This is a genomic window from Veillonella agrestimuris, from assembly GCF_943193065.1.
GTDB classification, from domain to species: Bacteria; Bacillota; Negativicutes; order Veillonellales; family Veillonellaceae; genus Veillonella; species Veillonella agrestimuris.
In genome coordinates this window covers 1-24,068 of sequence record NZ_CALPCS010000001.1, presented here as the reverse complement: position 1 = coordinate 24,068, position 24,068 = coordinate 1, and the positions used below count along the sequence as shown (strand labels likewise).

The 24,068-nt window shown below is 35.5% G+C and carries 24 protein-coding genes; 15 read left to right on the top strand and 9 right to left on the bottom strand.

Annotated features, from left to right (window positions below; genetic code table 11):
• From NFR29_RS00115 to NFR29_RS00090, 6 genes are all read left to right on the top strand, one after another.
• On the top strand, positions 1-1,218 hold the full coding sequence (locus NFR29_RS00115) for a molybdopterin molybdotransferase MoeA (protein ID WP_251421389.1): 1,218 nt from the start codon (positions 1-3) through the stop codon (positions 1,216-1,218).
• Positions 1,219-1,424: 206 nt separating this feature from the next.
• Complete coding sequence (gene infC, locus NFR29_RS00110) at positions 1,425-1,973, top strand: translation initiation factor IF-3 (RefSeq protein ID WP_251421386.1); 549 nt, start codon at positions 1,425-1,427, stop codon at positions 1,971-1,973.
• Positions 1,974-1,991: 18 nt separating this feature from the next.
• Positions 1,992-2,189, top strand: a complete 198-nt coding sequence (gene rpmI, locus NFR29_RS00105) for a 50S ribosomal protein L35 (protein ID WP_251421383.1) — start codon at positions 1,992-1,994, stop codon at positions 2,187-2,189.
• A 48-nt stretch (positions 2,190-2,237) separates the two neighbouring features.
• Positions 2,238-2,588, top strand: coding sequence for a 50S ribosomal protein L20 (rplT, locus tag NFR29_RS00100; protein ID WP_251421380.1), 351 nt, complete (start codon positions 2,238-2,240; stop codon positions 2,586-2,588).
• A 278-nt stretch (positions 2,589-2,866) separates the two neighbouring features.
• A complete protein-coding gene (locus NFR29_RS00095) occupies positions 2,867-3,418 on the top strand; it encodes a stalk domain-containing protein (RefSeq protein WP_251421377.1) in 552 nt (183 codons plus the stop codon).
• 99 nt (positions 3,419-3,517) lie between these two features.
• Positions 3,518-3,826: a YjgN family protein gene (locus NFR29_RS00090; RefSeq protein ID WP_251421375.1), complete on the top strand. Its 309-nt coding sequence runs from the start codon at positions 3,518-3,520 to the stop codon at positions 3,824-3,826.
• A gap of 232 nt (positions 3,827-4,058) precedes the next feature.
• Here NFR29_RS00090 and NFR29_RS08315 read toward each other — a convergent pair whose 3' ends face one another.
• Complete coding sequence (locus NFR29_RS08315) at positions 4,059-4,136, bottom strand: putative holin-like toxin (RefSeq protein ID WP_420908272.1); 78 nt, start codon at positions 4,134-4,136, stop codon at positions 4,059-4,061.
• Between the two features lie 177 nt (positions 4,137-4,313).
• Positions 4,314-5,093, bottom strand: a complete 780-nt coding sequence (locus tag NFR29_RS00085) for a DUF2726 domain-containing protein (RefSeq protein WP_251421372.1) — start codon at positions 5,091-5,093, stop codon at positions 4,314-4,316.
• A gap of 170 nt (positions 5,094-5,263) precedes the next feature.
• Between NFR29_RS00085 and NFR29_RS00080 the strand changes: the two genes are divergently transcribed.
• The 6 genes from NFR29_RS00080 (at position 5,264) to NFR29_RS00055 (ending at position 13,588) form a co-directional block, all read left to right on the top strand.
• Complete coding sequence (locus NFR29_RS00080) at positions 5,264-6,151, top strand: GIY-YIG nuclease family protein (protein ID WP_251421369.1); 888 nt, start codon at positions 5,264-5,266, stop codon at positions 6,149-6,151.
• 133 nt (positions 6,152-6,284) lie between these two features.
• Entirely contained in the window at positions 6,285-6,860 is a 576-nt protein-coding gene (locus NFR29_RS00075; RefSeq protein ID WP_251421366.1) for a restriction endonuclease subunit S, read from the top strand.
• A gap of 1 nt (position 6,861) precedes the next feature.
• Complete coding sequence (locus NFR29_RS00070) at positions 6,862-10,089, top strand: type I restriction endonuclease subunit R (protein WP_251421363.1); 3,228 nt, start codon at positions 6,862-6,864, stop codon at positions 10,087-10,089.
• Positions 10,090-10,117: 28 nt separating this feature from the next.
• A complete protein-coding gene (locus NFR29_RS00065) occupies positions 10,118-11,395 on the top strand; it encodes a restriction endonuclease subunit S (RefSeq protein ID WP_251421360.1) in 1,278 nt (425 codons plus the stop codon).
• 15 nt (positions 11,396-11,410) lie between these two features.
• Positions 11,411-13,012: a type I restriction-modification system subunit M gene (locus NFR29_RS00060; RefSeq protein WP_251421357.1), complete on the top strand. Its 1,602-nt coding sequence runs from the start codon at positions 11,411-11,413 to the stop codon at positions 13,010-13,012.
• A gap of 39 nt (positions 13,013-13,051) precedes the next feature.
• Entirely contained in the window at positions 13,052-13,588 is a 537-nt protein-coding gene (locus tag NFR29_RS00055; RefSeq protein ID WP_251421354.1) for a restriction endonuclease subunit S, read from the top strand.
• Positions 13,589-13,603: 15 nt separating this feature from the next.
• On the opposite strand, the gene NFR29_RS00050 is transcribed toward NFR29_RS00055, so the two are convergent.
• Together NFR29_RS00050 and NFR29_RS00045 are read right to left on the bottom strand one after the other, a co-directional pair.
• The gene (locus tag NFR29_RS00050) at positions 13,604-14,143 is read right to left on the bottom strand and encodes a restriction endonuclease subunit S (protein ID WP_277612495.1); all 540 of its coding nucleotides are present in this window, start codon (positions 14,141-14,143) and stop codon (positions 13,604-13,606) included.
• A gap of 34 nt (positions 14,144-14,177) precedes the next feature.
• Positions 14,178-15,095 carry a site-specific integrase gene (locus NFR29_RS00045; protein ID WP_251421348.1) on the bottom strand — a complete coding sequence of 306 codons (918 nt, stop codon included), beginning with the start codon at positions 15,093-15,095 and terminating at the stop codon, positions 14,178-14,180.
• A 299-nt stretch (positions 15,096-15,394) separates the two neighbouring features.
• Here NFR29_RS00045 and NFR29_RS00040 point away from each other — a divergent pair, with 299 nt between their 5' ends.
• Both NFR29_RS00040 and NFR29_RS00035 read left to right on the top strand, forming a co-directional pair.
• A complete protein-coding gene (locus NFR29_RS00040) occupies positions 15,395-16,183 on the top strand; it encodes an ADP-ribosylglycohydrolase family protein (RefSeq protein ID WP_251421345.1) in 789 nt (262 codons plus the stop codon).
• Between the two features lie 73 nt (positions 16,184-16,256).
• Positions 16,257-17,072, top strand: a complete 816-nt coding sequence (locus NFR29_RS00035; protein WP_251421342.1) for a nuclear transport factor 2 family protein — start codon at positions 16,257-16,259, stop codon at positions 17,070-17,072.
• Positions 17,073-17,212: 140 nt separating this feature from the next.
• Here NFR29_RS00035 and NFR29_RS00030 read toward each other — a convergent pair whose 3' ends face one another.
• The 5 genes from NFR29_RS00030 to NFR29_RS00010 all read right to left on the bottom strand — a co-directional run bounded on the left by NFR29_RS00030 (position 17,213) and on the right by NFR29_RS00010 (position 22,351).
• Complete coding sequence (locus NFR29_RS00030) at positions 17,213-17,824, bottom strand: acetate uptake transporter (RefSeq protein ID WP_251421339.1); 612 nt, start codon at positions 17,822-17,824, stop codon at positions 17,213-17,215.
• Between the two features lie 358 nt (positions 17,825-18,182).
• Positions 18,183-18,740 (bottom strand): NAD(P)H-dependent oxidoreductase, encoded by a 558-nt coding sequence (locus NFR29_RS00025; protein ID WP_251421336.1) that lies wholly within the window; start codon positions 18,738-18,740, stop codon positions 18,183-18,185.
• A 119-nt stretch (positions 18,741-18,859) separates the two neighbouring features.
• A complete protein-coding gene (locus NFR29_RS00020; protein ID WP_251421334.1) occupies positions 18,860-19,519 on the bottom strand; it encodes an HAD family hydrolase in 660 nt (219 codons plus the stop codon).
• A gap of 39 nt (positions 19,520-19,558) precedes the next feature.
• Positions 19,559-20,797, bottom strand: coding sequence for a threonine/serine exporter family protein (locus NFR29_RS00015; RefSeq protein ID WP_251421332.1), 1,239 nt, complete (start codon positions 20,795-20,797; stop codon positions 19,559-19,561).
• Between the two features lie 87 nt (positions 20,798-20,884).
• Positions 20,885-22,351 (bottom strand): hypothetical protein, encoded by a 1,467-nt coding sequence (locus tag NFR29_RS00010; protein ID WP_251421329.1) that lies wholly within the window; start codon positions 22,349-22,351, stop codon positions 20,885-20,887.
• A 238-nt stretch (positions 22,352-22,589) separates the two neighbouring features.
• Between NFR29_RS00010 and NFR29_RS00005 the strand changes: the two genes are divergently transcribed.
• Positions 22,590-23,894 carry a hypothetical protein gene (locus tag NFR29_RS00005; RefSeq protein ID WP_251421325.1) on the top strand — a complete coding sequence of 435 codons (1,305 nt, stop codon included), beginning with the start codon at positions 22,590-22,592 and terminating at the stop codon, positions 23,892-23,894.
• The last annotated feature ends 174 nt before the right edge of the window (positions 23,895-24,068 follow it).

Below are 24,068 nucleotides of genomic sequence, written 5' to 3'. Positions count from 1 at the left end.
ATGACTGTTTATACAAGTGACGTAGCAGTTTCTTTAGAAGTAGGGATTCGCATTTTACAAGAGGCGATTTCTCCTATAACTGAGATAGAGCATGTAGCACTGAGCGACGCGTTGCATCGCGTCGCAGGGGAAGATATTACGGCTCATATAGATAATCCGCCTTTTCATCGCTCCCCTGTAGACGGATATGCACTTCGCTCTGTAGATACAATCAGCGCTGGTGATGAAAGTCCAGTTTTGCTCACCGTAGTTGGCGAAATCTGTGCAGGTGCCGTATTTGAACATCCTGTACATAACGGCGAAGCTATTCGTATTATGACTGGTGCGCCTATACCAAATGGATGTGATGCGGTAGTGCCACAAGAATTAGTAGAGCTAGAAGGGAATACCATTACACTATGTAAACCTTTGAAAGCCTATGAAAACTACTGTATTGCTGGTGAAGATATCAAGCGTGGGACTATTGTGATTCGTCAAGGAGAGACCCTCACAGTAGCTCATATTGGTGTATTAGCTACATTGGGGCATATGACAGTACCTGTTTATCGACGTTTGAAAGTAGCGTTAGCGAGTATTGGCGAAGAGTTGTTGCCTATGGGAGCTCCACTGGAAGCGGGGAAGGTATACAATAGCAATATGTATATGTTGCAGGGGCGATTACAAGAATTGGGCTGTCATGTAACGTCCATTGGTATTTTGTCAGATGATGTAGACTATGTAGCCAATGCATTGCGAAGTATCGAGGGTGACTATGATGTTGTCATTACTACTGGTGCGGTGTCTGTTGGGAAAAAAGACATTATGCACGATGTAGTGCCTCTTGTAGGAGAAAAACTATTTTGGCGCTTACAATTGAAACCGGGATCTCCTGTGTTAGGATATCGGTGTCCTCATGCATTAGGTATTGCTTTGTCAGGCAATCCATTTGCTGCATTGGCAACCTTTGAATTATTAGTACGACCTATATTAGCCCATGCTAGTCGTAATATGACTGTGATGTATAAACGTACATCAGCTACAATGGCTAATGAATTTACAAAACTTAGTAAAGGTCGCAGGTTTATTAGGGCTTATTACGATGGTCAATGTGTAACTGTGCCTGAACAGAACTCTCCATCTAGTTTGCTATCGGCCATTAATTGTAATGCACTGATTGATGTGCCACCAGGAACGGGACCATTGCAAATAGGGGAGCTAGTAGAGATTGTCTTGTTATAACAAAAAGCTGAGTATCTTTTGTACTTAACCCTTATATTTGGGTGTTTATAATACAAATTTTGTATTTTTTATATTCTTTGTTCTTGACATATAACGGCAATATTTGTTATTATAACTAAGTACTTATGAAGCAGAGGCCATCCGCCACTCACCTAATGCCAAGAAGCAGTAGGTTATATACTTGATGAACGTATTACGGATGGCGTATGCCATCCGTCTTTTTTATTCTCTTGGAGGTGAATGCTATCAGCAAGGATACACCACGTATTAACGAAGAGATTCGTGCCCGTGAACTTCGCGTTGTGGGCCCTGAAAACGAGCAAATCGGTATTATGTCTAGCCGTGAAGCATTAGCGTTAGCGGAAGAACAAAATCTTGATCTTGTGGAAATTGCACCGAATGCAAAACCACCAGTAGCTCGTATCATGAACTATGGTAAATATCGTTACGAACAACAAAAACGTGACAAAGAAGCTAAGAAAAAACAAAAAGTAGTAACTTTGAAAGAAGTAAAACTACGTCCACATATCGAAGACCATGACTTTTACGTTAAAATGAAAAATGCTGCTAAATTTTTAGCAGAAGGTAATAAGGTAAAAGTAACTATCATGTTCCGCGGTCGTGAATTATCCCATCCGGAACTTGGTATGGCAGTATTGACTCGTTTTGCAGAAGAGTTAAAAGAAAGTGCTGCTGTTGAAAAAGCAGCTAAATTAGAAGGTCGCAATATGACCATGATTTTAGTGAGTAAGTAATTTTGGAGGATTCGAATTATGCCAAAAATTAAAACACGTCGCGCAGCGGCTAAACGTTTCAGAGTAACTGGTACTGGTGAATTCAAGCGTGCAAAAGCTTTCAAAAGCCACATTCTTGAGAAAAAATCTCCAGCTCGTAAACGTAATTTACGTAAAGCTACATTGGTTAGCAAATCCGATTACAAACGCGTACTTAAATGCTTACCATACGCGTAATCGTTACGAATTAATCGCATTACTATAGATTTTTAGGAGGAATTTACAATGGCAAGAGTGAAAAAGGGCGTTACAGCTCATGCACGTCATAAAAAGATTTTAAAATTAGCTAAAGGTTACCGTGGTACTCGTTCTCGTTTATTCAAAAAAGCTAACGAATCCGTAATGAAAGCGTTGTACTACGCTCGTCGTGACCGTCGTGCGAAAAAACGCGAATTCCGTAAATTATGGATTGCTCGTATCAACGCGGCAGCTCGCATCAACGGCATGACTTACAGCCGTTTCATTGCTGGCTTAACTAAAGCAGGCGTTGAAGTAAACCGCAAAATGTTGGCTGACATCGCAGTTAACGACGCAGCAGCTTTCACTAAATTAGTAGAAGTAGCTAAAAACGCTTAATCGCAATATAACCCTCTTTCCAATTATGTGAAAGAGGGTTTTGTATTTTCTGAAACTATGGTATACTGAATATAAAGAAGAGTCATTAACGTGTGGTAGCGTTAGGCTCATCTAAAAAGAGTTGAAAAGATGATGCCTAACGTGAAAGCATACGCTTTAAACGTTAGGCATTTTTCGTTAACACATAAATATGTTTAGAATGGTTACTAAAAGAGATAATAAAGCGATATACAAGATATGTATATCGCTTTAGATATTTTGAAGGAATATAACAAGAAATGAAATTAAAACGATTATTATGTACAGCTATTACATTAACTATATTACTCGGTTCTATAGTTGCAGCAGAGTCTATTAAACCAACCAATATTGAAACGCCTATAGCAATGCACAGCGGGTTAGAACAAATAGCTCCATTGGAGTATCAGATCGTAGTAGAAGGCAAAACAGTGGCATTACCGAAGGGAGTTGTTCCAGCATTACGAGGTAAAAGTGACGTACTTATCCCTCTTCGTGCCGTAGGGGAAGCTTTGAACTATGATATTACGTGGCAACCAGATCGAAAAGCTGCACATTTAGAGATGAGTATTGCTAGTATGGAATTTCCAGTAGGGCAATCGACGTATTACCGAAAAGGGAAGTTGCAAATTATTAATTTAGACATGGATTACCCTATGGACGATGCACCGGTATTAATAAATGGTGTCACCTATGTACCTGCCAAGATTTTTGAAGAATTCCTCAACGATGTTACGGTAGACGCTGGTAATCGAATAGTTACGATTGAAGTACGGAAAGCACAATTAGCAGGAACGACAGGGGTCATGTAAATTAATTGTTAGTAGCTATGAGATGAATGGAATGATAATATATTGTATAATACATATATGTTGTATTCTTTCAGTTAACAGAAAAGGGGAATGAATTACATGGGGAAAGAATCAAAATTTGAAGGTACTGTCATTGAATTTATTGGCTATAGCATTATTGCGGCCATTATCGTGACGTTTTCATTAGGCATTGCCTATCCATGGGCTGAAGTAATGATGCAAAAATGGATTTGCCGTAATACAATCATTGACGGCCGCCGTTTGTACTTTGATGGTACAGGCACACAATTATTTGGCAGCTATATTAAATGGTGGATCTTAACCATCATTACATTAGGTATCTACGGATTCTGGTTGTTCAATAAAATGACACATTGGCGTACAAAACATACGCACTTTATGGATTAGTGAAAGCTTATTTTAAATGTAGTAATTTAGCTTACATAAAAAAGGGAGAAAGAAATTCTGTAATTTCTTTCTCCCTTTATATATGATATAATTTATATCAAAGTGAGGCATAAATGGTTGTCGAATGCCAGCTCTCGCTTCTCGAAAAGTTTATTTGAAGAAACGGTCTGACTCTCAACGTCGGGCCTTTTTTCATGCCACGGTTTAAAAGCTAACGTCTGCTAGAAGTCAATTACTTTGCAGCTATGATAATAGTCGCCACAAGTATCCCGAAGGAGATCATTAAAGTTAATACTTTATATGTACTCATATCGATCCACCACCAATCTTCGAGTGATTAGCAAAGGCTAGATCCATTTAAAGTCCTTAAGATTAGTATAAAGTTGGTGGTGATAAAAGTATATAGAATAGATGACATTATTGGTGACGTGATGACTCTATTAGTGTTATTCAATTATTAGAAGGAAGATATTGGCATAAATAGTTTTTATTTTCTGTGCTCCTCCAATAATTCAAATATGTTATGGTTTTGTTTAATCTGATTAAATAATTTTTCATCTATTATATACGGACTTAACTGGTCTGTTTTTTTATTTATGGTGCTTTTCTCAAGGTCCATAATTTCTGCAAGGGGAATTCTAATACTCGGTATTTTGCAGATTTTCCAAAATTCGTCCCGATCTTGATCTTTAAGTTCTTGTAAAAATCCATCTTCAGTATATAATTCTTTAGCATTAGGATTATGGCTTGCACCATCTAGCTCTATGATAAATAATGTTTTTCCATAATGATTAACTATGGCGTAGTCGACTCTTTTTTTTGCAATCCTATTGAAATTAGCAAATGTATATGCCTCTTTTCCTTCTCCCTCTCCGGTTACAATACAAGAAAAGGAAACTTGTGGAAATATATATACATTATAAGGAGAAAGAATGCGGATGAGCCTGTTGAATACATTTTTTTCGCTGAGTGTTTGAATATACCAAGGTTCATAATATTCAGCATATTCAGCAATAGGTTTATATGGGGAATGGTTCTCTTTTTCTTTTGCAATCCTTTTTTTAGATTTGTTAGTGTTTTCAGTTTTTGAGGATATCTCGCATTTAGCTAAACTATCACTAGTATTATCACTAGTATTATATAATACTTGATTATGAGGGGATTGAGTCTTTATTTTATTTGATTGATAATTATTTCTCCAAGTTATATAAAGATTTAGATATACACCGATTAAAATAATAACAAGGATACATATAGTAAGTGTCATACGCTATTACTCCTTTCATTTACTGATGAACATTTACTAATAGGTAAGTTCTATATAAATTATATGCGAAATACAGAAGAAAACAAGGAAAAATAAAATTTTGTAGTACAATAAAAGTAAATAGAACTGGCTTTTAGAATTATTAGAGAGGATTATCTGCGAGGTTGAAAATGGTAAAAGGAAAGAGTGTAAACTTATTTTTAATTGACGGGGAAGTTACAGGCAGAATTAAATGTACTCTTGCCAATTGGACGGGGGTAGTATATAAAATTCCCCGATCATTGTTAGCTGAGTCTAAATCTATTGCTGCATTGCAGCAAAGTGCTATTTACATGTTATTTGGTACTAATGATAACAATGAACCTTTAGTCTATATTGGACAAGCAGGTGTTAGAAAAAATGAAGATGGTGCTTTGCGCTGTTTAATGGAACATGATACAGATGGGGATAAAGATTTCTGGAATGAAGCCATTGTTTTAACTACTTCCAATGATAGCTTTGGTCCTACTGATTTGAATTATTTAGAAAATCGATATTTCAACTTAGCGCTAGAAACTAAACGATATAAACTATTTAATAATGCTGAACCTAATAAAGGGAATGTAACAGAGGAAAAAGTTAGTGAATTGGAAGGTTATATCGAGTTTTCAAATTTGCCGATTGGCTTGTTAGGTAAGAAGTTCTTGACACCGATTGATGAAACCACTGAAGACTTATCAAAAGTTGATCGTAGATTATATTTATCTCAACGTGTTGGGGTAGAAGATATCAAAGGTTTTGCGAGAGAAACGAATGAGGGTTTTTTATTATTGAAAGGGAGCAAGGTGTCCCGCAAGTGGGCACCTAAACTTTCTGAAGTATTAAAGTCTAAAAGAGATGCGGTGCCTAAAGATAAAAATAACTGTATATTGGAAGATATTATGTTTACTAGTCCTTCTGCAGCCGCTATGTTCCTCACGGGGCAGAGTACGAATGGACTTATTGCGTGGAAAACTAAAAAAGGGATTACATTAAAAGAACATAGATATAAAAGTAATTTTAAAAAATTACAAAAATAATTTGACATTTATATAATTACACTGTATTCTTAAAATAGAAAGAGAACACAGTGTAATTTTTTTACATGCAAATTTAAGAGTTTATATTAGACAGATGATTTTATTGGTAGTGATAAGAAAAGAGGTGCTACATATGTATTATATTAAAGAGTTATTCCATAGCAATACAGGGATTTCACAGTTTCGATTAGAGGAATCAACAGCAGATAATGCTACGTTGCATACCTTTTATGGTCAAATTGAATTAGAAGAGGATCTTACGGGTGTTGCTGATAGTAATGCGGAACGTAAACAAATTAAGTTGGTAAAGAGTAATAGTAAATTAGAGGCAGGAGATTTGATATTCAGTACGATTTCTGGTAAAGCAACGGTGGTTAATCCTAGTCATGAAGGCTATATTTTTACACAGAATTATGTACGGATGGTGCCGTTAAAACGAAAAGAAGTAGACAATAGATATATAGCTTTCTTAATTAATGAAAATACAGACATTAAAAAGCAATTTCAACAAAATCTACAAGGCACTAAAGTTATACGATATAGCTTGAGCATGTTAAAGGAGATACAGTTACCTAAACTACCTAATATAGAAATCCAACGATTGATTGGCGATATATATTATAAACAGCAAAAACTGAAAGCATTAAAATATCAAGTAGCAGATTATGAATATATGAGGGATATAACTTTATTAAAGGGAGGATATTGAGATGATGACTGAGTTGGAATTTGAAAGTAAGCTGATTGAGCAGCTTTCATCGGGTGTTATATCTAGCGAATCAAATACAGTTCGAGAGGGTAGTGCATATGGAGTTTTAAATGTATATAAAAGCAAGCTCTGGAAATACGAGCCTCATATTAAAACGACAGAAGCGTTATGGGAGAATTTCCGTAACATTCTGTATCAATTGAATCAACATATATTAGAAAAGCCATTAAGCGACACGGAATTTAATCAAGTACAAAAGGTTATCAATGAGCTTTATACTCCATACCAAGCGGGTCAATTTCTATATGGTCTAAATGGTGTATCTCAAGTAGAAGTAGATTTAGATAATGGGAAACATGTGTTTTTAACTGTATTTGATCAAAAACAAATTGGTGCAGGCAACACTGTATATCAAGTGGTAAGTCAAATCCATCGTCCTGCTAAAATTGCTGGACGGCAAGATAGACGATTTGATACGACATTATTGATTAATGGATTGCCAGTTATTCAAATTGAAGAGAAAACAGATGCTCATCCAGTTGATGAAGCATTAAACCAAATGCATCAATATATCGAAGAAAATCAGTACTCCGATATATTTTCAACAGTACAAATCTTAGTTGCTATGACGCCATCACGTATTAAATATATGGCTAATACAACTGTAGATGCCTTTAATAAGGATTTTGCCTTTGAATGGCAAAATCCTTCAGACAATAAAATAATACGACATTGGGCTACTTTTGCGGATATGTTCCTCAGCATTCCTATGGCACATCAAATGTCGACACAATTTACTATTTTAGACGGTAGTAAAAACAAACAAATGCTTAAAGTTATGCGGCCATATCAGGTATATGCGACACAAGCTGTACTAAATAAGCTTAAGCAGGTAGACTTTGATTTAGCCGTTAATAAAGTAGGCTATATTTGGCACACAACAGGGTCAGGGAAAACGATTACCAGTTTTAAAACGGCATGGCTTGCTAGTCGTATGCCAAATGTCGACAAAGTTGTATTCGTTGTAGACCGCGTTGCATTAACTAAACAAACAGAAGAAGCCTATAAAGCATATGATCCAGAAGGTACCATCGATGTTGATGGAAAACAATTTGATTCGGTTAGTGGTACAGAAAATACGACAGCCTTAAAACGGAGGCTTAATGAAAAAGGGTATGGCATTATTGTTACTTCTGTACAAAAGTTAAATACTTTAGTCAAACGTAAAGACTTTGTGGTGCCTAATAAACGTATTATTTTCATTGTTGACGAAGCACATCGTTCTACCGGTGGTGAAAGTTTTGCAGATTTACAAGAAATATTTAAAGGTGCTGCATGGGTAGGCTATACGGGAACGCCACAATTTGAAGAAACAGTAGGTTCAAAAGGTACTAAAACACATGACGTATTTGGTGATTTGCTTCACTGCTACACGATTCGCGAGGCTATTGCTGATCGTAATGTATTAGGTTTTAAAGTAGATTTTGAAACGACTATTGACGAGAGGGCGATGAAAGAAGATTACTTACCAGCCTTTTATAGAAGTAAATATCCTGATTGGTCAGATGAGAAGATTAAACATAAAATAGATAACTTAACACCTGATGATATGGATGATGAAGTGGCGCCTAGTTTTTATGATGAAAATCCAGACCATGTGCGATTAGTTGTAGAAGATATTTTCAAAAACTGGCGCAATCGATCTAATAATGGTGCCTATAATGCGATGCTAACGACTCGCGTAGGCGGCAATAAAGCAAGTACACCAATGGCAATGATGTATTTTGATGAATTTGAACGAGTTAACCAAGAACGAGCCAAAAATGGATTACCAACTCTTAAGGTAGGCATCAGTTTCAGCATGATGACAGATAATAGTGATGGTCAAAGAATGAATAATAATGGTTTATTTCGGGCTATGCAACATTATAATGCTATGTTTGGAACTAGCTTTGGCCTCGATGATGTGTCTGGATATACGCAGGACTTAACATCTCGTATTAATCGTAGTGCTCAAGATGGTCAGTACTTAGACTTACTCATTGTTATTGATCAACTGTTGACAGGATTCGATGCACCTCAATTAAATACATTATATGTAGATAGAACATTAAAGAATGCGTTGTTGATTCAAGCATATTCTAGGACTAATCGAATTGCAGATAATCAAGGCAAACCATGGGGGCGTATCGTTAATTACAGATGGCCTGTACATAACGAGCGACTTATGAATTATGCATTGAGTATCTATGCTAATAAAGCATCTGCTAATGTGCAGGAAATACTTGTGGATTCAAAATCTGAGTTAGAAAAAGATGGTATATTAGCTAAAAGTTTTGTGAAACAGTTTGAAGAAGTACAACATATCGTAACTCAAATAGCAGATTTGACAGAAGAATTCGTTAGCGTACCAAATAGTGAAGCTCAACAAGAAGAGCTCTTTTCTCTCATGCGTAAATATAGTATGGGCATATCTAAGTTAAAACAATACGACCCAGAGAAAGTAAATGGAGAAGATATTGGTTTTGATTATGACCATCCAGAGGCTCTCATTCTAAGATTAGGTATGACTGTAGAAGAAGAGCAACGACTTAACACATCTATTAAAAATGAATTAATAGAACGAATGGCGAAAAGACGTGATGTTCCGGTATTTCAAATTGAATTACGAATGTCCCATGTAAAAGATGTTAGTGTTAATTACGATTATTTAACTGAACTTATTGAAGCATTGATGAATGCTGTTCATGAGAAACGAATGGAAGAAGCAGAAGCAGTGCGCAAAAAGATTAGTGATTTTGCTCTTTCGTTAGACGATAGACAATATGCTAAACATATTAATAAAGCCGCAGATGCAATTTATACAGGGGAATTCCCAGCGGCAGGAGAAGACATAGCTTATCCTGTAAAATTGAAATCTAGTAAGACCATTATCGACGCAGCTAATACGATGATTGTGAAAGATCAAATTTTTGACTTCCGTCTACAATGGGGGATTATTGATGTCATTAGTAATGAAGAACTTCTTGAGTTATTTGAGCGTCATACATATGGCAAACAAGACCTCGATGATACAGGTCGTATTAGTCAGCTTAAGAAAGATGCACGAAGTGAGTATCAAGCAAAAGCACAAAATAAAGATGTAGTAGCACTTAATAAAATCAAATATGGTAATGAATTGGTTTTGGCATTATATGACTTTGCTGATACTTATATTAGTGAGAAGTAGGTTGTTATCTATATAAAAGGAGGTTGCAATGAGCGAAGAGAAACGAAAAGTACCTAAATTAAGGTTCCCTGGATTCACTGAAGATTGGAAACAGTGTAAGTTGGGGGAGGTATTATTAGACGTTAAAAGTGGATTATCAAGAGAATTATCACAACAGGATATTGGATTGCCAGTTGTACGTGCTAATAATATAGAGGATGGAAGATTAAATTTAAATGATAATTTAAAATACTGGTATAAAAAAGATCCTCAAGGTGCTAAGACTGAATTATATCATTTAAATCAATATGATATATTAGTCAATTTCATTAATAGTGAATCTAAAATGGGTACCGCTGCATATGTAGAAAATCCACCAAAACGAGAGACCATTTTTACTACTAATATATTAAGATGTCGTACTAAAAATAATATTGATAGTAAATTTGTTTATTATATTATGATGACATTAAGATATAAACATTTCATAAAAATGATTACCAAACCAGCTGTTAATCAATCAAGTTTTACTACGGTAGATTTTAAAAAATATATTTTAAATATGCCAGATATAGAGGAGCAAAAAAATATAAGTGCTTTTCTTTCTAAATTAGATAACTATATTACCCTTCATCAGCGTAAGTTAGAAAACCTTAAAAATCTAAAAAAAGGACTACTTCAGAAACTTTTTCCTAAAAATGGAGAGACTACACCAGAACTACGTTTTCCAGGCTTCACTGACGATTGGAAACAGTGTAAGTTGGGGGAGGTAATGGAAGTTACTTCAGTAAAGAGAGTTCATCAATCTGATTGGAAAAATATAGGAATTAGATTTTTAAGGGCACGAGATATTGTTGCAGAATATAAAAATGAAGAATTAAATGATTATCTATATATAGATAAAGAGTTATATGAAAAACATACTGAATTTTCTGGTAAAGTGGAAAATGGGGATTTACTTGTTACTGGAGTCGGTACAATTGGAATTCCAAAGCTTATAAAAACTGATGATCCTTTATATTTTAAAGATGGTAATATTATTTGGTTCAAAAATAAAAATATAATTAATGGAAACTTTTTTTATTATTTATTTCACTCTCAAACAGTACAGAATTTTATTAGAAAATCATCTGGCACTGGCACCGTGGGAACTTATACAATCGAAAATGGTAAACTGACACCAATCATATTACCGTCAAATAAAATGGAACAGAAGACTATAGGAAATATGTTTGTTATCTGTGATAATTTGATTACCCTTCATCAGCGTAAGTTGGAACATTTACAGTTACAGAAAAAAGCATTATTGCAGCAGATGTTTGTATAAATAAAGGAGAAGAAAATGGCAGAATCGAAAGCACAAAATGTGTCTAGTCAATTATGGGCTATTGCTAATGATTTACGAGGAACTATGGATGCTAGTTCTTTTAAAGATTATATTTTATCCTTCTTATTCTATAAGTATCTTTCTATTCATCAAGAGTCATACATCATTGATAATTGGGGATATGATGAGAATGATGGATTAACGGTTAATGAATTCTATAAACAGGCGGTAGAAGAAAATGGCTTGGAAGAGTGTTTATTGGATATTGCAGGCACATTAGGATATGCTATTAATCCAGAAGATACATGGGCTACCTTAACAGAGAATATCAATAATGGTACAGTTGTACCGAGTGATTATCAACGCTTATTTGAGAATTTCAATGCTAATGCTTCGATTAATAAAGAAGCAGAGGCAGATTTTAGAGGTGTTTTTAATAGTGTTAATTTAGGTGATTCTGGATTGGGATCTTCTATTACAGGTAGAACGAAAACACTTAATGCTGTTGTTACGAAAATTGATGAGATTGAATTTAAAGATGAAAGTGGCAAAGATATTTTAGGTGAAATTTACGAATACTTAATTGGTAAATTTGCTGCTAATGCAGGGAAAAAAGGTGGAGAGTTTTATACACCCCATGAAGTAAGTATTATTTTGGCTAAATTAGTAACGCAAAATATTAAGGATGATGGTAGTACTTTCACTGTATATGACCCTACAATGGGTTCTGGCTCTCTTCTATTGACGGTTCGCAATGAAGTGCCTAATGGGAATCGTCAAGGCGCTATTCACTTTCATGGGCAAGAGCTGAATACAATTACATATAACTTGGCTCGTATGAATCTTATGATGCATGGTGTTACATATAATAATATGACCTTAAGTAATGCAGACACACTAGGAGCAGATTGGCCTGATGGTATTGATGCTGATGGCATTGATCGCCCTCGTTCTTTTGATGCGGTAGTTGCTAATCCACCATATTCTGCGAAGTGGGATAACAATGAAAGTAAATTAAAAGACCCTCGGTATTCTGAATATGGTAAATTAGCGCCTGCATCTAAAGCAGACTATGCATTTATTTTACATAGCTTGTATCATCTAAATAATGAAGGTACAATGGCAATCGTATTGCCTCATGGTGTATTATTCCGAGGCGCTGCAGAAGGTAAAATTCGTCAGACTTTATTAGAGAAAAATTATCTTGATGCGGTTATTGGTTTACCAGCCAATCTTTTCTATGGTACTAGTATTCCTACGACAATTCTTGTATTTAAAAAGAATCGTACTACAAGAGATGTACTGTTCATTGATGCAAGTAATGAATTTGAAAAAGGTAAGAACCAAAATAATTTAAGTGAAGCTAATATTTCTAAAATTATTGAAACCTACCGTAATCGTAAAGATGTTGAAAAATATGCACACGTAGCAACTATCGAAGAAATTAAAGAAAATGATTATAACCTTAATATCCCTAGATATGTTGACACATTTGAGGAAGAAGAAGAAATTGATCTTGAAGAAATTAATCGTTTGATTAAACAAGACAATGAAGAAATTGAGAAGTTAGAAAAAGAAATTGCGGAACAATTAGCTTTATTAGGTGTTAAATTTTAAGCAAAAAAGGTAGAAATGTCAGGATGACATTTCTACCTTTTGGTTTATGTAACATTAACTTGGAAACAGTGTAAGTTGGGGGAGGTATCTAAAATAGTAGGAGGAGGAACACCTGATACGTCTAATTCTAAATATTGGAATGGAGAGATTGACTGGTATTCTCCTGTTGAAATAGGTGAAGATAGGTATAAATTCCATAGTGTACGAAAAATTACAAAACTTGGATTAGAAAAAAGTTCAGCAAAAATACTTCCAATTGGAACGATTCTATTTACGTCAAGGGCAGGGATTGGGAACACAGCTATACTAAAGTTTGAGGGGTGTACTAACCAAGGTTTTCAATCGATAATACCAAATAAAATATTTTTAGATACATACTTTTTATTTTCTATTACCCCTAAATTGAAAAGATATGGAGAAATTACTGGTGCAGGATCTACATTTGTAGAGGTGTCAGGAAAACAAATGGAGAAGATGCCACTATTCTTACCAACTTTAGAAGAACAAAAGGAGATTGGCAATTTATTTGAAAAGTTTGATGATTTTATTACCCTTCATCAGCGTAAGCAATATTAGACTATATTAAATCACTCAAAAACACTTACACTGATGAAGGGTAATAAGCTTTTCAATTAATAAAAAAGCCCCTTCAAGCTTACTCTGTTCTTCTAATGATGGGATATGAGTAATCAGTTCCATTACTTTATTTTTAGATATATTATATCTAGAAATACCTTGAGCTAAAATTATGATTTGTGATCTAAAACTAGGTGATCTCAATAAATATGCAAAGAAAATATAATTTATTGGTTCTATTAATCTATAGCCAAAGCAAAAGCTATTAAGATAAATATCTTTCTCATTCCCAAGCCAAACCGAACTCATACCAACTTCTTCTGGAGTTTCTGATGATGTAGTGAAAAATACATCTCCATATTTAACTTCATTTTGAGATTGGTCAATTTCAATTGATTCAACCCCGTTTGTTTGGGCTAATGGATTTTCAAATATATTAATATATGTAATATATTTTGCCTCACCATGACCAAAGTCACCTTTTGATTTACCGCTTAATCCATTATATGTATAACCTAATTCACCCAACTTACACTGTTTCCAAGTTAATGCGATTCAAATTTTTAATCCTGCTAAGTCCTTGGTTATTTTAAGCCAGTCCAGATAATGCACGCATAACGATATCAATATCTCGATTTTCCAATTCTTGAATGATATGGATATATGTTTTCTGTGTTGTGGTCATACTAGCATGACCTAAGCGTCTAGCAACACTAGCGAGAGATACACCTGCAAATAGCAAAATAGATGCGTGCGTATGGCGTAATCCATGAATGGAGATAATGGGTAAATTAAGTTTTCGACAATGCCTGCTTAATACATTATTAACAGTTGAGTTAAATACTTTTTCTTTCACAAATAATGGTTTCTCTGGCGGATGTGATTTGATGAGTTCTGAAAATTTAATAATTGTTTGCCAGTCCAAAGCGATTCGTCTCACAGAGGAACGGTTTTTAGTAGGGCTAAATCCTATCCCTGTTTTGTAATCCCATGTTTTATTGACAATGAGTGTTTGATTGGAGAAATCAAAGTCATTAGGTGTAATGCCTAAAGCTTCAGAAAATCTCATTCCCGTTTTAGCGATTAAAAAGATAAACCAATCCCAAGAAATAGTAGGGGATAGGTCTAAATTAATTAACAAAGTATGCAACTCGTATTGACTCAAATATTTAGGTTTCTTTTGACGAGAGTCTTTTCCTTTAATAATTGCTTTGCGTGTAGGATCGCGTGGAATTAATCCTTCGTCAACGGCATCTAAAATAGCACCTTTTAGTTGATGGTGGAAATCCATCGTAGTTTGCCGTTCATGTTGTAAGGCATAGTCATTGAGTAATTGTTGATACACTAAACGTGTCATATCGGCTAGTTTCACATCAGGAATAAGTTTACGCAACCAATGCAATGTGCAACGATATTTATTCATAGTAACATCACGAATAGCACCTTCTTTATAGAGTCGAATCCAGCTTTCATAATAGTCACAAAATAATTTAGTAGATTGACGCATAGCAATAGCTCCTTTCTTGTGAATGGACCTAGCAGGGATTTTAGTATAGAATAGGTAAATTGAATACTATATCATATAAAACGCATATCATAAAAATCGCATAAATAAGCCTACTTTCACTATTCCAATTATGCATGTATTAAAATAAATTGACCCTATGCATAAGTAAATAGAGTGTGGTCATGCATAATTAGATGAGAGAAAATTCAAATAACTACTCATATACCAAGTAAAAAAAGAACCATGTTACAATATCAGTAATATGGTTCTTTTTCTTTGTAATTGAAGGAGGTAGGTTTATGCTTGGTGCTATTGTGGGAGATATTGTAGGTTCTATTTATGAGTTTAATAATATCCGGCGCAAGGATTTTGATTTATTTGTACCTCGTAGTCATGTCACTGATGATACGATTATGACCTTGGCAGTAGCGAAAGCTCTTGCAGAAGCAGCGCCTACTTATGATAGGCTGAAGGAGACTCTAATTCTCTCCATGAAAGGTCTAGGACGGTTGTATCCGAGTGCAGGATATGGAACGCGTTTTGAGGCATGGATTTTTTCGCGTAACGAAGAACCCTATAATAGTTACGGCAATGGTGCAGCTATGCGTGTGAGCCCAGTGGCTTATGTGGCCAATAGCATAGAGGAAGTAAAGTCTCTGTCTCATGTGGCGACAGCAGTAACTCATAATCATCCAGAAGGTATTAAAGGTGCTGAGGCCACTGCTGTTGCTACCTACATGGCACGCACTGGTGAAAGTATGGAGTCTATTCGTCAACATATAGAGGACCGCTATTATACAATTGATTTTGATTGTGCTAGCTTACGTATGAGCTATGGATTTGATGAATCGTGCCAAGGTACAGTACCACAAGCCTTACAGTGTTTCTTTGAATCTACCGATTTTGAAGATGCTATTCGTAATGCTATCTCTATTGGCGGTGATAGCGATACAGTAGCTGCTATTTGTGGTGCTGTGGCGGGCGCTTATTATGGCATACCTAATACGATTAGTAACACTGCCTTAACATATATGGATACACAACAAAAAGCGATATTAACATCTTTTGAGCATATGTTTATGAAATGATACAATAGACTCATTGATTATAGTTTCTTTTTACTAGTTGTATTATATTTCATATATCATTACAGGAGTTCTTATGACTGAAATCCACTCTCTTTTATTACTAAAATCTGCTTTTGAATCGGCTGACTTTCATGGCATAGATGCTTTGTTGGCCCCTGATTGCTCCTATATATCTACTGGCCGCGGCACTATTGGTCGGAATCACAAGGAAGTGATAGAATTTTTATCAGCTATGGCAGAGTCTGTAAAAGCCGATCATGTTCCTGTGCATTGTAACTTGATTCAAGTTACAGAGGCTGATGACGAGGATGCCTTATTTGGTACTGGTAAATTTGGTTTAACTGTAGCCTATGAGGTAGGCGAAACATTTGCTTATATCTTATTTATAGATCTTAACGAAGAGGGGCGGATTGAGCGTATCGTATCGAGCCAAGAATCGTATCAATTGGAACGGGTAAATCTTCGTCTCACTGGTGAAAGCGATACCAAGCCGTATACTTTCTTTCACCACCCACATACTGTCAAAGAGTGGATTACACAACTTAGCTTATGGCTTGAAACAGCCCATATTGACGAAGACGATTTCTATGAGAACATAGACGAACATACGAAAGTCGTATTTCAAAAAGGCGACAGCGAATCTATTACTCTTGAAAATGGTCTTGATGTAGAAGACTACTTTGATCAACTCATGAACTTCTACGTAGACGATGCACCACACATTATCCGCGATGAAGAAGCAGGTCTTATTCTTACATATGGCCCCATGAGCCTCATCGTAGCACTCAATGAACAAGGAGCGCTTGATCTTATTAGTATGTATATCGATACTAGAGATGAAGAGGAGGCGGATGATGTAGGGTATATTGAAGAGGTACTGGGAGAATAACTAAAATAGGGAAAGAAACATTTTCAACGTCGGGACTTTTTTCATGCCGCAGTTAATAGAATAAAGGACACTACTAGTCACCTCATAGTCACTAGTAGTGTCCTTTTATACTTTACAGCTATTTGTAATTGTGGAATTCCTTATAATATACTTTTCCCCATAGGAAATACTTGTTTGCCAAATACGCGATTGACAAGTACTGCACCGGCGCCATAGAAGCCTAGTAAGGAAATGAACAGTTCAGACCATGCAGCGAGTTTAAAGAATCCTGTGCCACCACCAAGGAATAGATCGGTAGCAAGACCGAAGAATAAGAAGTCGATAAGCACCATAATCATAAATACAACTTTATTTGTTTTTAAAGATGCAATAGTGCCAAATATAGAGAAGAATAAAAAGCCTACAAAAGCGAATGCTAATTGTGTTACATCAAATCCTTTTTGTAATGCTTCGCCAAAAGCGCCCATTTGGATGAGCCACACACCAGCCATAGCAGACCAAAAGAGGCCATATGCACCGAATACAACGGAACCAAAGGCATTATTTTTTTTGAAATCAAAATAGCTAGCTATGATTTGGGCTAATGAGCCTAATAGTACAGCCCATGGAATAATAACGGATGTAGTAGGGCCGGACCAACCGACACGAGATGTAGATACTACAAAACACACTACAGATAGACCCAGTAAACCAAGCGCCGTTGGGTCTGCTACATTTTCATTCATTTCTACTTTTCTTACTTCCATTTCCATAGAATCCTCATTTCTTTACTATACAAACTGCCATACATATACTTTCATAATTATGGGATATGTCTATATTACAAACAGGTTTATACCGTTATCTATCTCCATCGATACAAGTTTTATAGTGTAATTATTCACATCATATGAAAGTTCTATGGCATAAATTTACCAAAATTTATATATTGCAGTCAACAAATAAGTCATAATAAATATTCCAAAAAATCATAACTCGTAAGATGTAATAATTGGTGGTTATAATGAAGTGCGTTAGGGAGTATACAAAAAAAGGCTAGTAGTGTGATCTACTAGCCTTTTATCTGGAGTTATGTATTTATATTATATTGATTAGATGTATAGTATTGCATCAAAGACCTTCTAAGTAGTCAATTAATCGTTTTGCATGATCCTTAGCAATCCTTTGTGTATTTGATAAATTTTCTGGACTGCTAACACCTTCAATATAAAGCACGCCGTGTGAATATACCGGTTCTTGCCAATCCATACCACATAGTTTAGCAGTATCAATAAATGCTGGAAAGAAGGAATTAATTGTATGAGCGTGATTACCATCGTATTCATCAGCACTACCACCTGTGGTGAAAGATAGTACTAATTTTTTGCCATGCAATTTATCACCTTTACTACCATAGGCAAAATCGTGTAATAATATATCATCAATCCATTTTTTGAGTAATCCTGGTACATTGTACCAATACATAGGGAACTGCAAGACGACAATATCAGCTTCTACCAATGCAGATTGCTCGGCTGTTACATCAAAACGATAGTCTGGATAGAGGCTATCTAGTTGGCGAATATTAATATTCTCACCGAAATGAGTAGCAAGTTCGTCTATAATTGTTTTATTTCCTACAGAAATTGTTAAGTCAGGATGGCCGCTGATAAGGGTAATTTTTTTCATATAATGTCTCCTAATTATTACATTAACGAACAGTAAGTTTATATAGCTGCTAGTAATGAGCAGTTATAGTTACTTTTAATTATAAAGAAGCCATTGTTTTTGAGCTATTATAGCTATCATTATACATTTAGTTCATTTATAATCGTAAGGATATCCTCTGGCATTCGTGCAATGTGTTGTACACCTAATTCTTGATGCACAGATTCGTCTCTAAAGCCCCAAGTCACGCCAATACAGAGAAGACCTGAATTACGTGCTGTTGCTACGTCTACTTCGGAGTCACCGATATAGATAGACTCTGCTGGAGTGGATCCTAATTCTTCTAGTGCTTGAAAAACCATATCAGGAGCAGGTTTTCGATTGATCTCTGGTCGGTGTCCAATAGCGATAGGGAAGCGGTCTCCAAAGTATTGTTTATTAAGAGGTGTAACGCCTTCTTGGATTTTGTTAGATACGATAGCCAATTTATAACCTTGCTCTTTTAATGTGTCTACTACATCTAAGATGCCTTCGTAAGGAATCGTATAGTCCTGTAAATGCTCACTATAATAGCTTTCAAAGGTATTGAGATACGTTTTGAAATCGTTGTCACATACATCATGAGGCAAACTTTGACGCATTAAATTAGCTACGCCATTGCCTACATCAGCGCGGATCTCATCGATAGTGCGCATCGGAAACTGATGGGTTTTAAGTGCGTAATTCACTGCATTGGCAAGATCTGTAAGAGTATCTAATAATGTGCCGTCACAGTCGAAAATAAGTGTAGTATATTTCATAATATCTCCTAAGCTGTATATAGTTATAGTATACCTATATTATACATCATTATTCTTACACGGTGTGGTTAGTTGCGGTTTTCTGCCAAACTGCTGCACTACAACTATAGATATAGCAATGGTGAAAGCAATTAAAAAGGATTCCTTTGCAAAGTTAATAGAAATGGTAGTTTCACCCATTAGCATATAGTAGACCGAACGATAGAAACTCAGACCAGGTAAAAGAGGGAATAAGCTGGTCATTAGAAATACTGTCACTGGACATTTTCGCTTGACTGCTAAGAAACGGGATGCAAGAACTATAATAAAACCACTAATAAATACAGCAACTAACGTATTACTTTGAATAGTGGAAAGGGTTAAAAAGGTAGCCCATGTTAATGCACCTAATATACAGCAGTCTAGAAAATGTTCTTTTCGGACGTGAAAGAGAATGGCAAAGGCGACGGTTCCTAGTCCAGCCAATATAGATCTAGATAACATAGAGAGAAGAGTAGGTGTTTCTATTTGCCCTGCATAAATAGGAATCATTGGTCCGGTGAATATGATAGATTGAACTGTAGCCAAGCCGGCAGCCATAGAGAGGCATGTTAAAAGGGCACTCATCATCAGTGTATTACCTGTGGCATAGTTATTTTGACTAAATTCTCGTATAGCATTTACAAAAGGAACACCCGGTACCATATCAATCATAGCTCCCAATAGTATAGCTGATAAATTATGTCCGAAGCCTATATATAGAGAGAGATTGGCTAATAAAGCAATCAGAATACTCCCTATAATTGTAATTAATACAGTTGATGTCAGTACGCGTTGTATGGTACACATATACACGCCTAGCACTAAGCCGATAATTGCTGCAGCAAGGGAGTCTACAATGGAACTCCCTATAGCATAGCTGAAAGCACCAGCACCTAATGTATAGGCTAAGAGTTTGTACGTGATTGGAAAATCTTGTGCGTGCTGGATGGCTCTTAGTTCTTGTTTTACTTCTTCGGCAGAGAGTTTTTCTTGGGTAATACGTCTAGATAATTTATTAATTGATTCGATTTTGTCTATATTTACATCTGTTTCAGGAACATTCATAATACAAGATTCTCGAGTTCCATCTTCAGTTTCTGCAGTAGCAAAAATGCCTCGATTAGTGACATAGGCTTCTAATGTTTGAATGCCTAAACCTTTAGCAATGTAATGCATAGTTTCTTCGGTACGGTAAATTTCAGCACCACTGGATAGGAGTATTTGTCCAGCTTTGAGGACGGTTTTTAGTTCTGACATGATAAACGCTTCTCTCTTTCGTGCATATACTACATTAGATTTTGGCAAGTTTTGTTTAATTTTTGCTGATTTCTCGTATTACGATTCTTAAGAAGAAATGGAGTCGCGCAATTCTTTGGCTTTAGCTCGTAGTTCTTTGGCTTCTTTCATGAATTGTTGTGCCTGTTCTTCTAATTCATTTGCTTTGGTTTCGAAATTAGTAGCATCTTCAATGGCTTGCAATTCTACAGCAGCCTCTACTTCTTCGATATTTTGATGCATTACTTCTTCGTTTACTGTTAAATGTTCATCAATATAGTCTTTGATTTCTTCGGCAGACTCATTGTTTTCAATGATTTCTTTTGCTACTTCATGAATATCTTCTTTTAATGAATCTGTATCCGCAGTGCTAATATCACCAAGCTTGTGGAAGAGTTCTTTATCTTCTTTGGTTAATTTTTTATGAGGACTAAATCTCTTGATTGATAAATGAAGCATTTTTTTTCGGAATACGGACTCCATGATGATATCTTTACGATCTCGGATATAACCATAGAAGAGGATACAAAGCAATAAACATCCCATATAGCCTAAAATTGGATAGAGCAGGCTGATAAGTGCTTTAAAACCAAAGAAGCTACAAATATAGCCTATAAGAACTACAATAATCATAATAAGGCGCATTCGTTGGGTAGAACCATTGGAATAGCGTCGTGCAATGGAATAGTATAGCGAAAATGCAGTATTAAAGATAAGAGAAAATACAGTAATCGCATATAATGTCGATAATATAGGATGAATATTATTAACGATAGCTAGCATCGGCATATCTGCATCTTTCACTTTATCTAAGTTGGCATATAGAGCTGCCGCGGCTACTAAGATAACGACGCCAATGAGTATACCACCACGAGTACCGCCTTTATCAGCAATACCGATGCGTACAACAGAGCCACCTAAGATAAAAGCCATAGATACAGCTGTCATAGCACATAATGCGTAGTAATTAATGACAGATAACCAAACGCTGCTAGTGGCAGGTGTAATGGTAGTTGCGGCAGACTCAAGAGCACTCCAGTTAGGACTTTCAAAAATAAAAGTATAGCCTGCTACTAATGCAATCATGGCAATCATGATAGGTGTAAATATGCCTAATACATTAGTAATTTTATCAAAGTCCATAAAGGATACGATAATAATAAGCAATGAACAAAGGGCCCCACCAATCCAAAATGGTAAGTCAAATTGTTGATTTAAATTAGCGCCAGCTCCAGCGACCATAACAAAACCCATAATGAAGCTGCCTGCTACTAGAACTATATCTAATAGCCGTGTAATAATAGGATGGGATATTTGTGCAAAAACCTCTTCATGATTATCAGCACGATAGTAGGACCCTAAGGTAAGCATAATTTTCCCGAAACAGGCGTTAAGCACTCCTAGTAAAAATACACCTATAAGACCGATGCTGCCAAAGGCTAAAAAGTATTGTAATAAATCTTGACCACTAGATAAACCTGCACCGATGATAACGCCAATATAGGCAAAAGCTATTTTCCAAGATTGACTAATCATATGTATCTCCTTTCAAACTTATAAAATACACATGGCATTTATTGTAACATATATATTGAAAGCCTTCAAAATAGGGGTAACATATATCAGTTTTTGTGTTTATGAATTATTATCTATATCTAGTTTGCTTTGATTGTATTTGGCATTGGATTATATGCGTTTGATGGATAATTAATGATTTAGTAAAATATAAATAGCATAGTGTTTTGTAAAAGAGAGGGAATTATGAGAGGGAATTATGTTTAAAAGAATGATAGCGTTATCGCTTATAACATTAGGTATAGGATGTAATCCTATACAAGCTTTAGATATTGATATACCTGGAGCGGACCCAACGATACCAGTTGATAAGTACCAACAGTATCGATCGGATGACAAAATCGATCAAGAATTAAAGAAGGTAGCAAGAGTATCGTTTAAAGAGCGTATTGGCAAAATACTAAATATAGGTGAGGAAGATTTAGATAATCTCGTATATGTGAATACTGAAATGCAGCAGGCAATGAGATTCTCTTCAACTGTAGTGATTTTGAAAGAAAATGGAGCAGATGTAAAATTCACATCTTCTAATGAAAGTATAGTTGGTGAGGATGGTCCAGGAGTTGTAGATAGTGTTGTACATGTTGGAGAAATACGTTCACTTGGACGACGGTTAGCTTATGAAGTACATGAACAGCCTGCTGGAGATAATTGGGAAAATACAGATATTCCTTACAGTGCAATTACTAGTGAGGTGTTAGCAGAACGATTTGCTAATAGAAATGCATCTGATAAGTTAACTAATAAAAAATGGTTAGGTGGAGCTCCATTTTCTTATGGTGTACTAGAGAAAGCTTCTTGGGATGTTATTAAATATAGTCAAGGTGCTGTTATGGGGAGCATTAACTTTACATTGCCTAATACACCAACACGTTCTTACCACATAGGATATAATTGGGATCCAACTCTATTAGATTTGCTAAATATGAGCGATTCTAAAGTTGTTCCAGAAACTATGGACCATTTAGTTAATATAGTATTGCCTTCTATTAAGCCAGCTAGTGACATATTGAATGTAACAAAGCCTGTTACAGAAGGGCCGTATACTTTTAGAGTTTTGAAAGATAGTAACTATAGAGGAAATAAGAACATGTTAAATACGATAAGCACTGCTGAGCTGTATATGAGCAGTGCTGAAATGTATACCTCTGATACTATTAAGGAAGGTATTTTCAAAGTACCATTTTATTCGGATAATCCTAAAATGCAGAATGTATTTCGGGATGTATTGTTAGATTTCCTACCCTATAAAAAATTTTTAGAAAATAAGAGCCCAATTAAGTTTGCTACTGTATGGAATGATGGTATACCAGGTTTATATCTAGAAGCTGAGACTGCCGATAGTACTTTCTTTATGATCGTGGTATATGATAATAAGCAGAAATATTTCCATTTTGTTGAACGATTACATGATAGTCCTATAAATCGAGAACAAGTTAGAGATGCTGTCCAATATATTGAGGTAAAAAAAGGATTAAACAAGAAGGCTTTAAATATGGATTAGGGATTGTTCCAGATAAAAGTGAAGAAACGTAGAAATAATATAATCTTGTGTTTATACATAAAAGAGAGCAGGCGTCCACAATAGGATGACTGCTCTCTTTTATGGTTCTATAATAAATGTTGGGGTGTCACCATCAAGGTGGCACAACCAACATTATTTTTTTGCAAAAAAAAT

Coding starts and splice junctions, on each gene's coding strand:
- NFR29_RS00115 (WP_251421389.1), top strand. CDS start 1: ATGACTGTTTATACAAGTGACGTAGCAGTTTCTTTAGAAGTAGGGATT.
- infC (WP_251421386.1), top strand. CDS start 1,425: ATGCCATCCGTCTTTTTTATTCTCTTGGAGGTGAATGCTATCAGCAAG.
- rpmI (WP_251421383.1), top strand. CDS start 1,992: ATGCCAAAAATTAAAACACGTCGCGCAGCGGCTAAACGTTTCAGAGTA.
- rplT (WP_251421380.1), top strand. CDS start 2,238: ATGGCAAGAGTGAAAAAGGGCGTTACAGCTCATGCACGTCATAAAAAG.
- NFR29_RS00095 (WP_251421377.1), top strand. CDS start 2,867: ATGAAATTAAAACGATTATTATGTACAGCTATTACATTAACTATATTA.
- NFR29_RS00090 (WP_251421375.1), top strand. CDS start 3,518: ATGGGGAAAGAATCAAAATTTGAAGGTACTGTCATTGAATTTATTGGC.
- NFR29_RS08315 (WP_420908272.1), bottom strand. CDS start 4,136: ATGAGTACATATAAAGTATTAACTTTAATGATCTCCTTCGGGATACTT.
- NFR29_RS00085 (WP_251421372.1), bottom strand. CDS start 5,093: ATGACACTTACTATATGTATCCTTGTTATTATTTTAATCGGTGTATAT.
- NFR29_RS00080 (WP_251421369.1), top strand. CDS start 5,264: ATGGTAAAAGGAAAGAGTGTAAACTTATTTTTAATTGACGGGGAAGTT.
- NFR29_RS00075 (WP_251421366.1), top strand. CDS start 6,285: ATGTATTATATTAAAGAGTTATTCCATAGCAATACAGGGATTTCACAG.
- NFR29_RS00070 (WP_251421363.1), top strand. CDS start 6,862: ATGATGACTGAGTTGGAATTTGAAAGTAAGCTGATTGAGCAGCTTTCA.
- NFR29_RS00065 (WP_251421360.1), top strand. CDS start 10,118: ATGAGCGAAGAGAAACGAAAAGTACCTAAATTAAGGTTCCCTGGATTC.
- NFR29_RS00060 (WP_251421357.1), top strand. CDS start 11,411: ATGGCAGAATCGAAAGCACAAAATGTGTCTAGTCAATTATGGGCTATT.
- NFR29_RS00045 (WP_251421348.1), bottom strand. CDS start 15,095: ATGCGTCAATCTACTAAATTATTTTGTGACTATTATGAAAGCTGGATT.
- NFR29_RS00040 (WP_251421345.1), top strand. CDS start 15,395: ATGCTTGGTGCTATTGTGGGAGATATTGTAGGTTCTATTTATGAGTTT.
- NFR29_RS00035 (WP_251421342.1), top strand. CDS start 16,257: ATGACTGAAATCCACTCTCTTTTATTACTAAAATCTGCTTTTGAATCG.
- NFR29_RS00030 (WP_251421339.1), bottom strand. CDS start 17,824: ATGGAAATGGAAGTAAGAAAAGTAGAAATGAATGAAAATGTAGCAGAC.
- NFR29_RS00025 (WP_251421336.1), bottom strand. CDS start 18,740: ATGAAAAAAATTACCCTTATCAGCGGCCATCCTGACTTAACAATTTCT.
- NFR29_RS00020 (WP_251421334.1), bottom strand. CDS start 19,519: ATGAAATATACTACACTTATTTTCGACTGTGACGGCACATTATTAGAT.
- NFR29_RS00015 (WP_251421332.1), bottom strand. CDS start 20,797: ATGTCAGAACTAAAAACCGTCCTCAAAGCTGGACAAATACTCCTATCC.
- NFR29_RS00010 (WP_251421329.1), bottom strand. CDS start 22,351: ATGATTAGTCAATCTTGGAAAATAGCTTTTGCCTATATTGGCGTTATC.
- NFR29_RS00005 (WP_251421325.1), top strand. CDS start 22,590: ATGTTTAAAAGAATGATAGCGTTATCGCTTATAACATTAGGTATAGGA.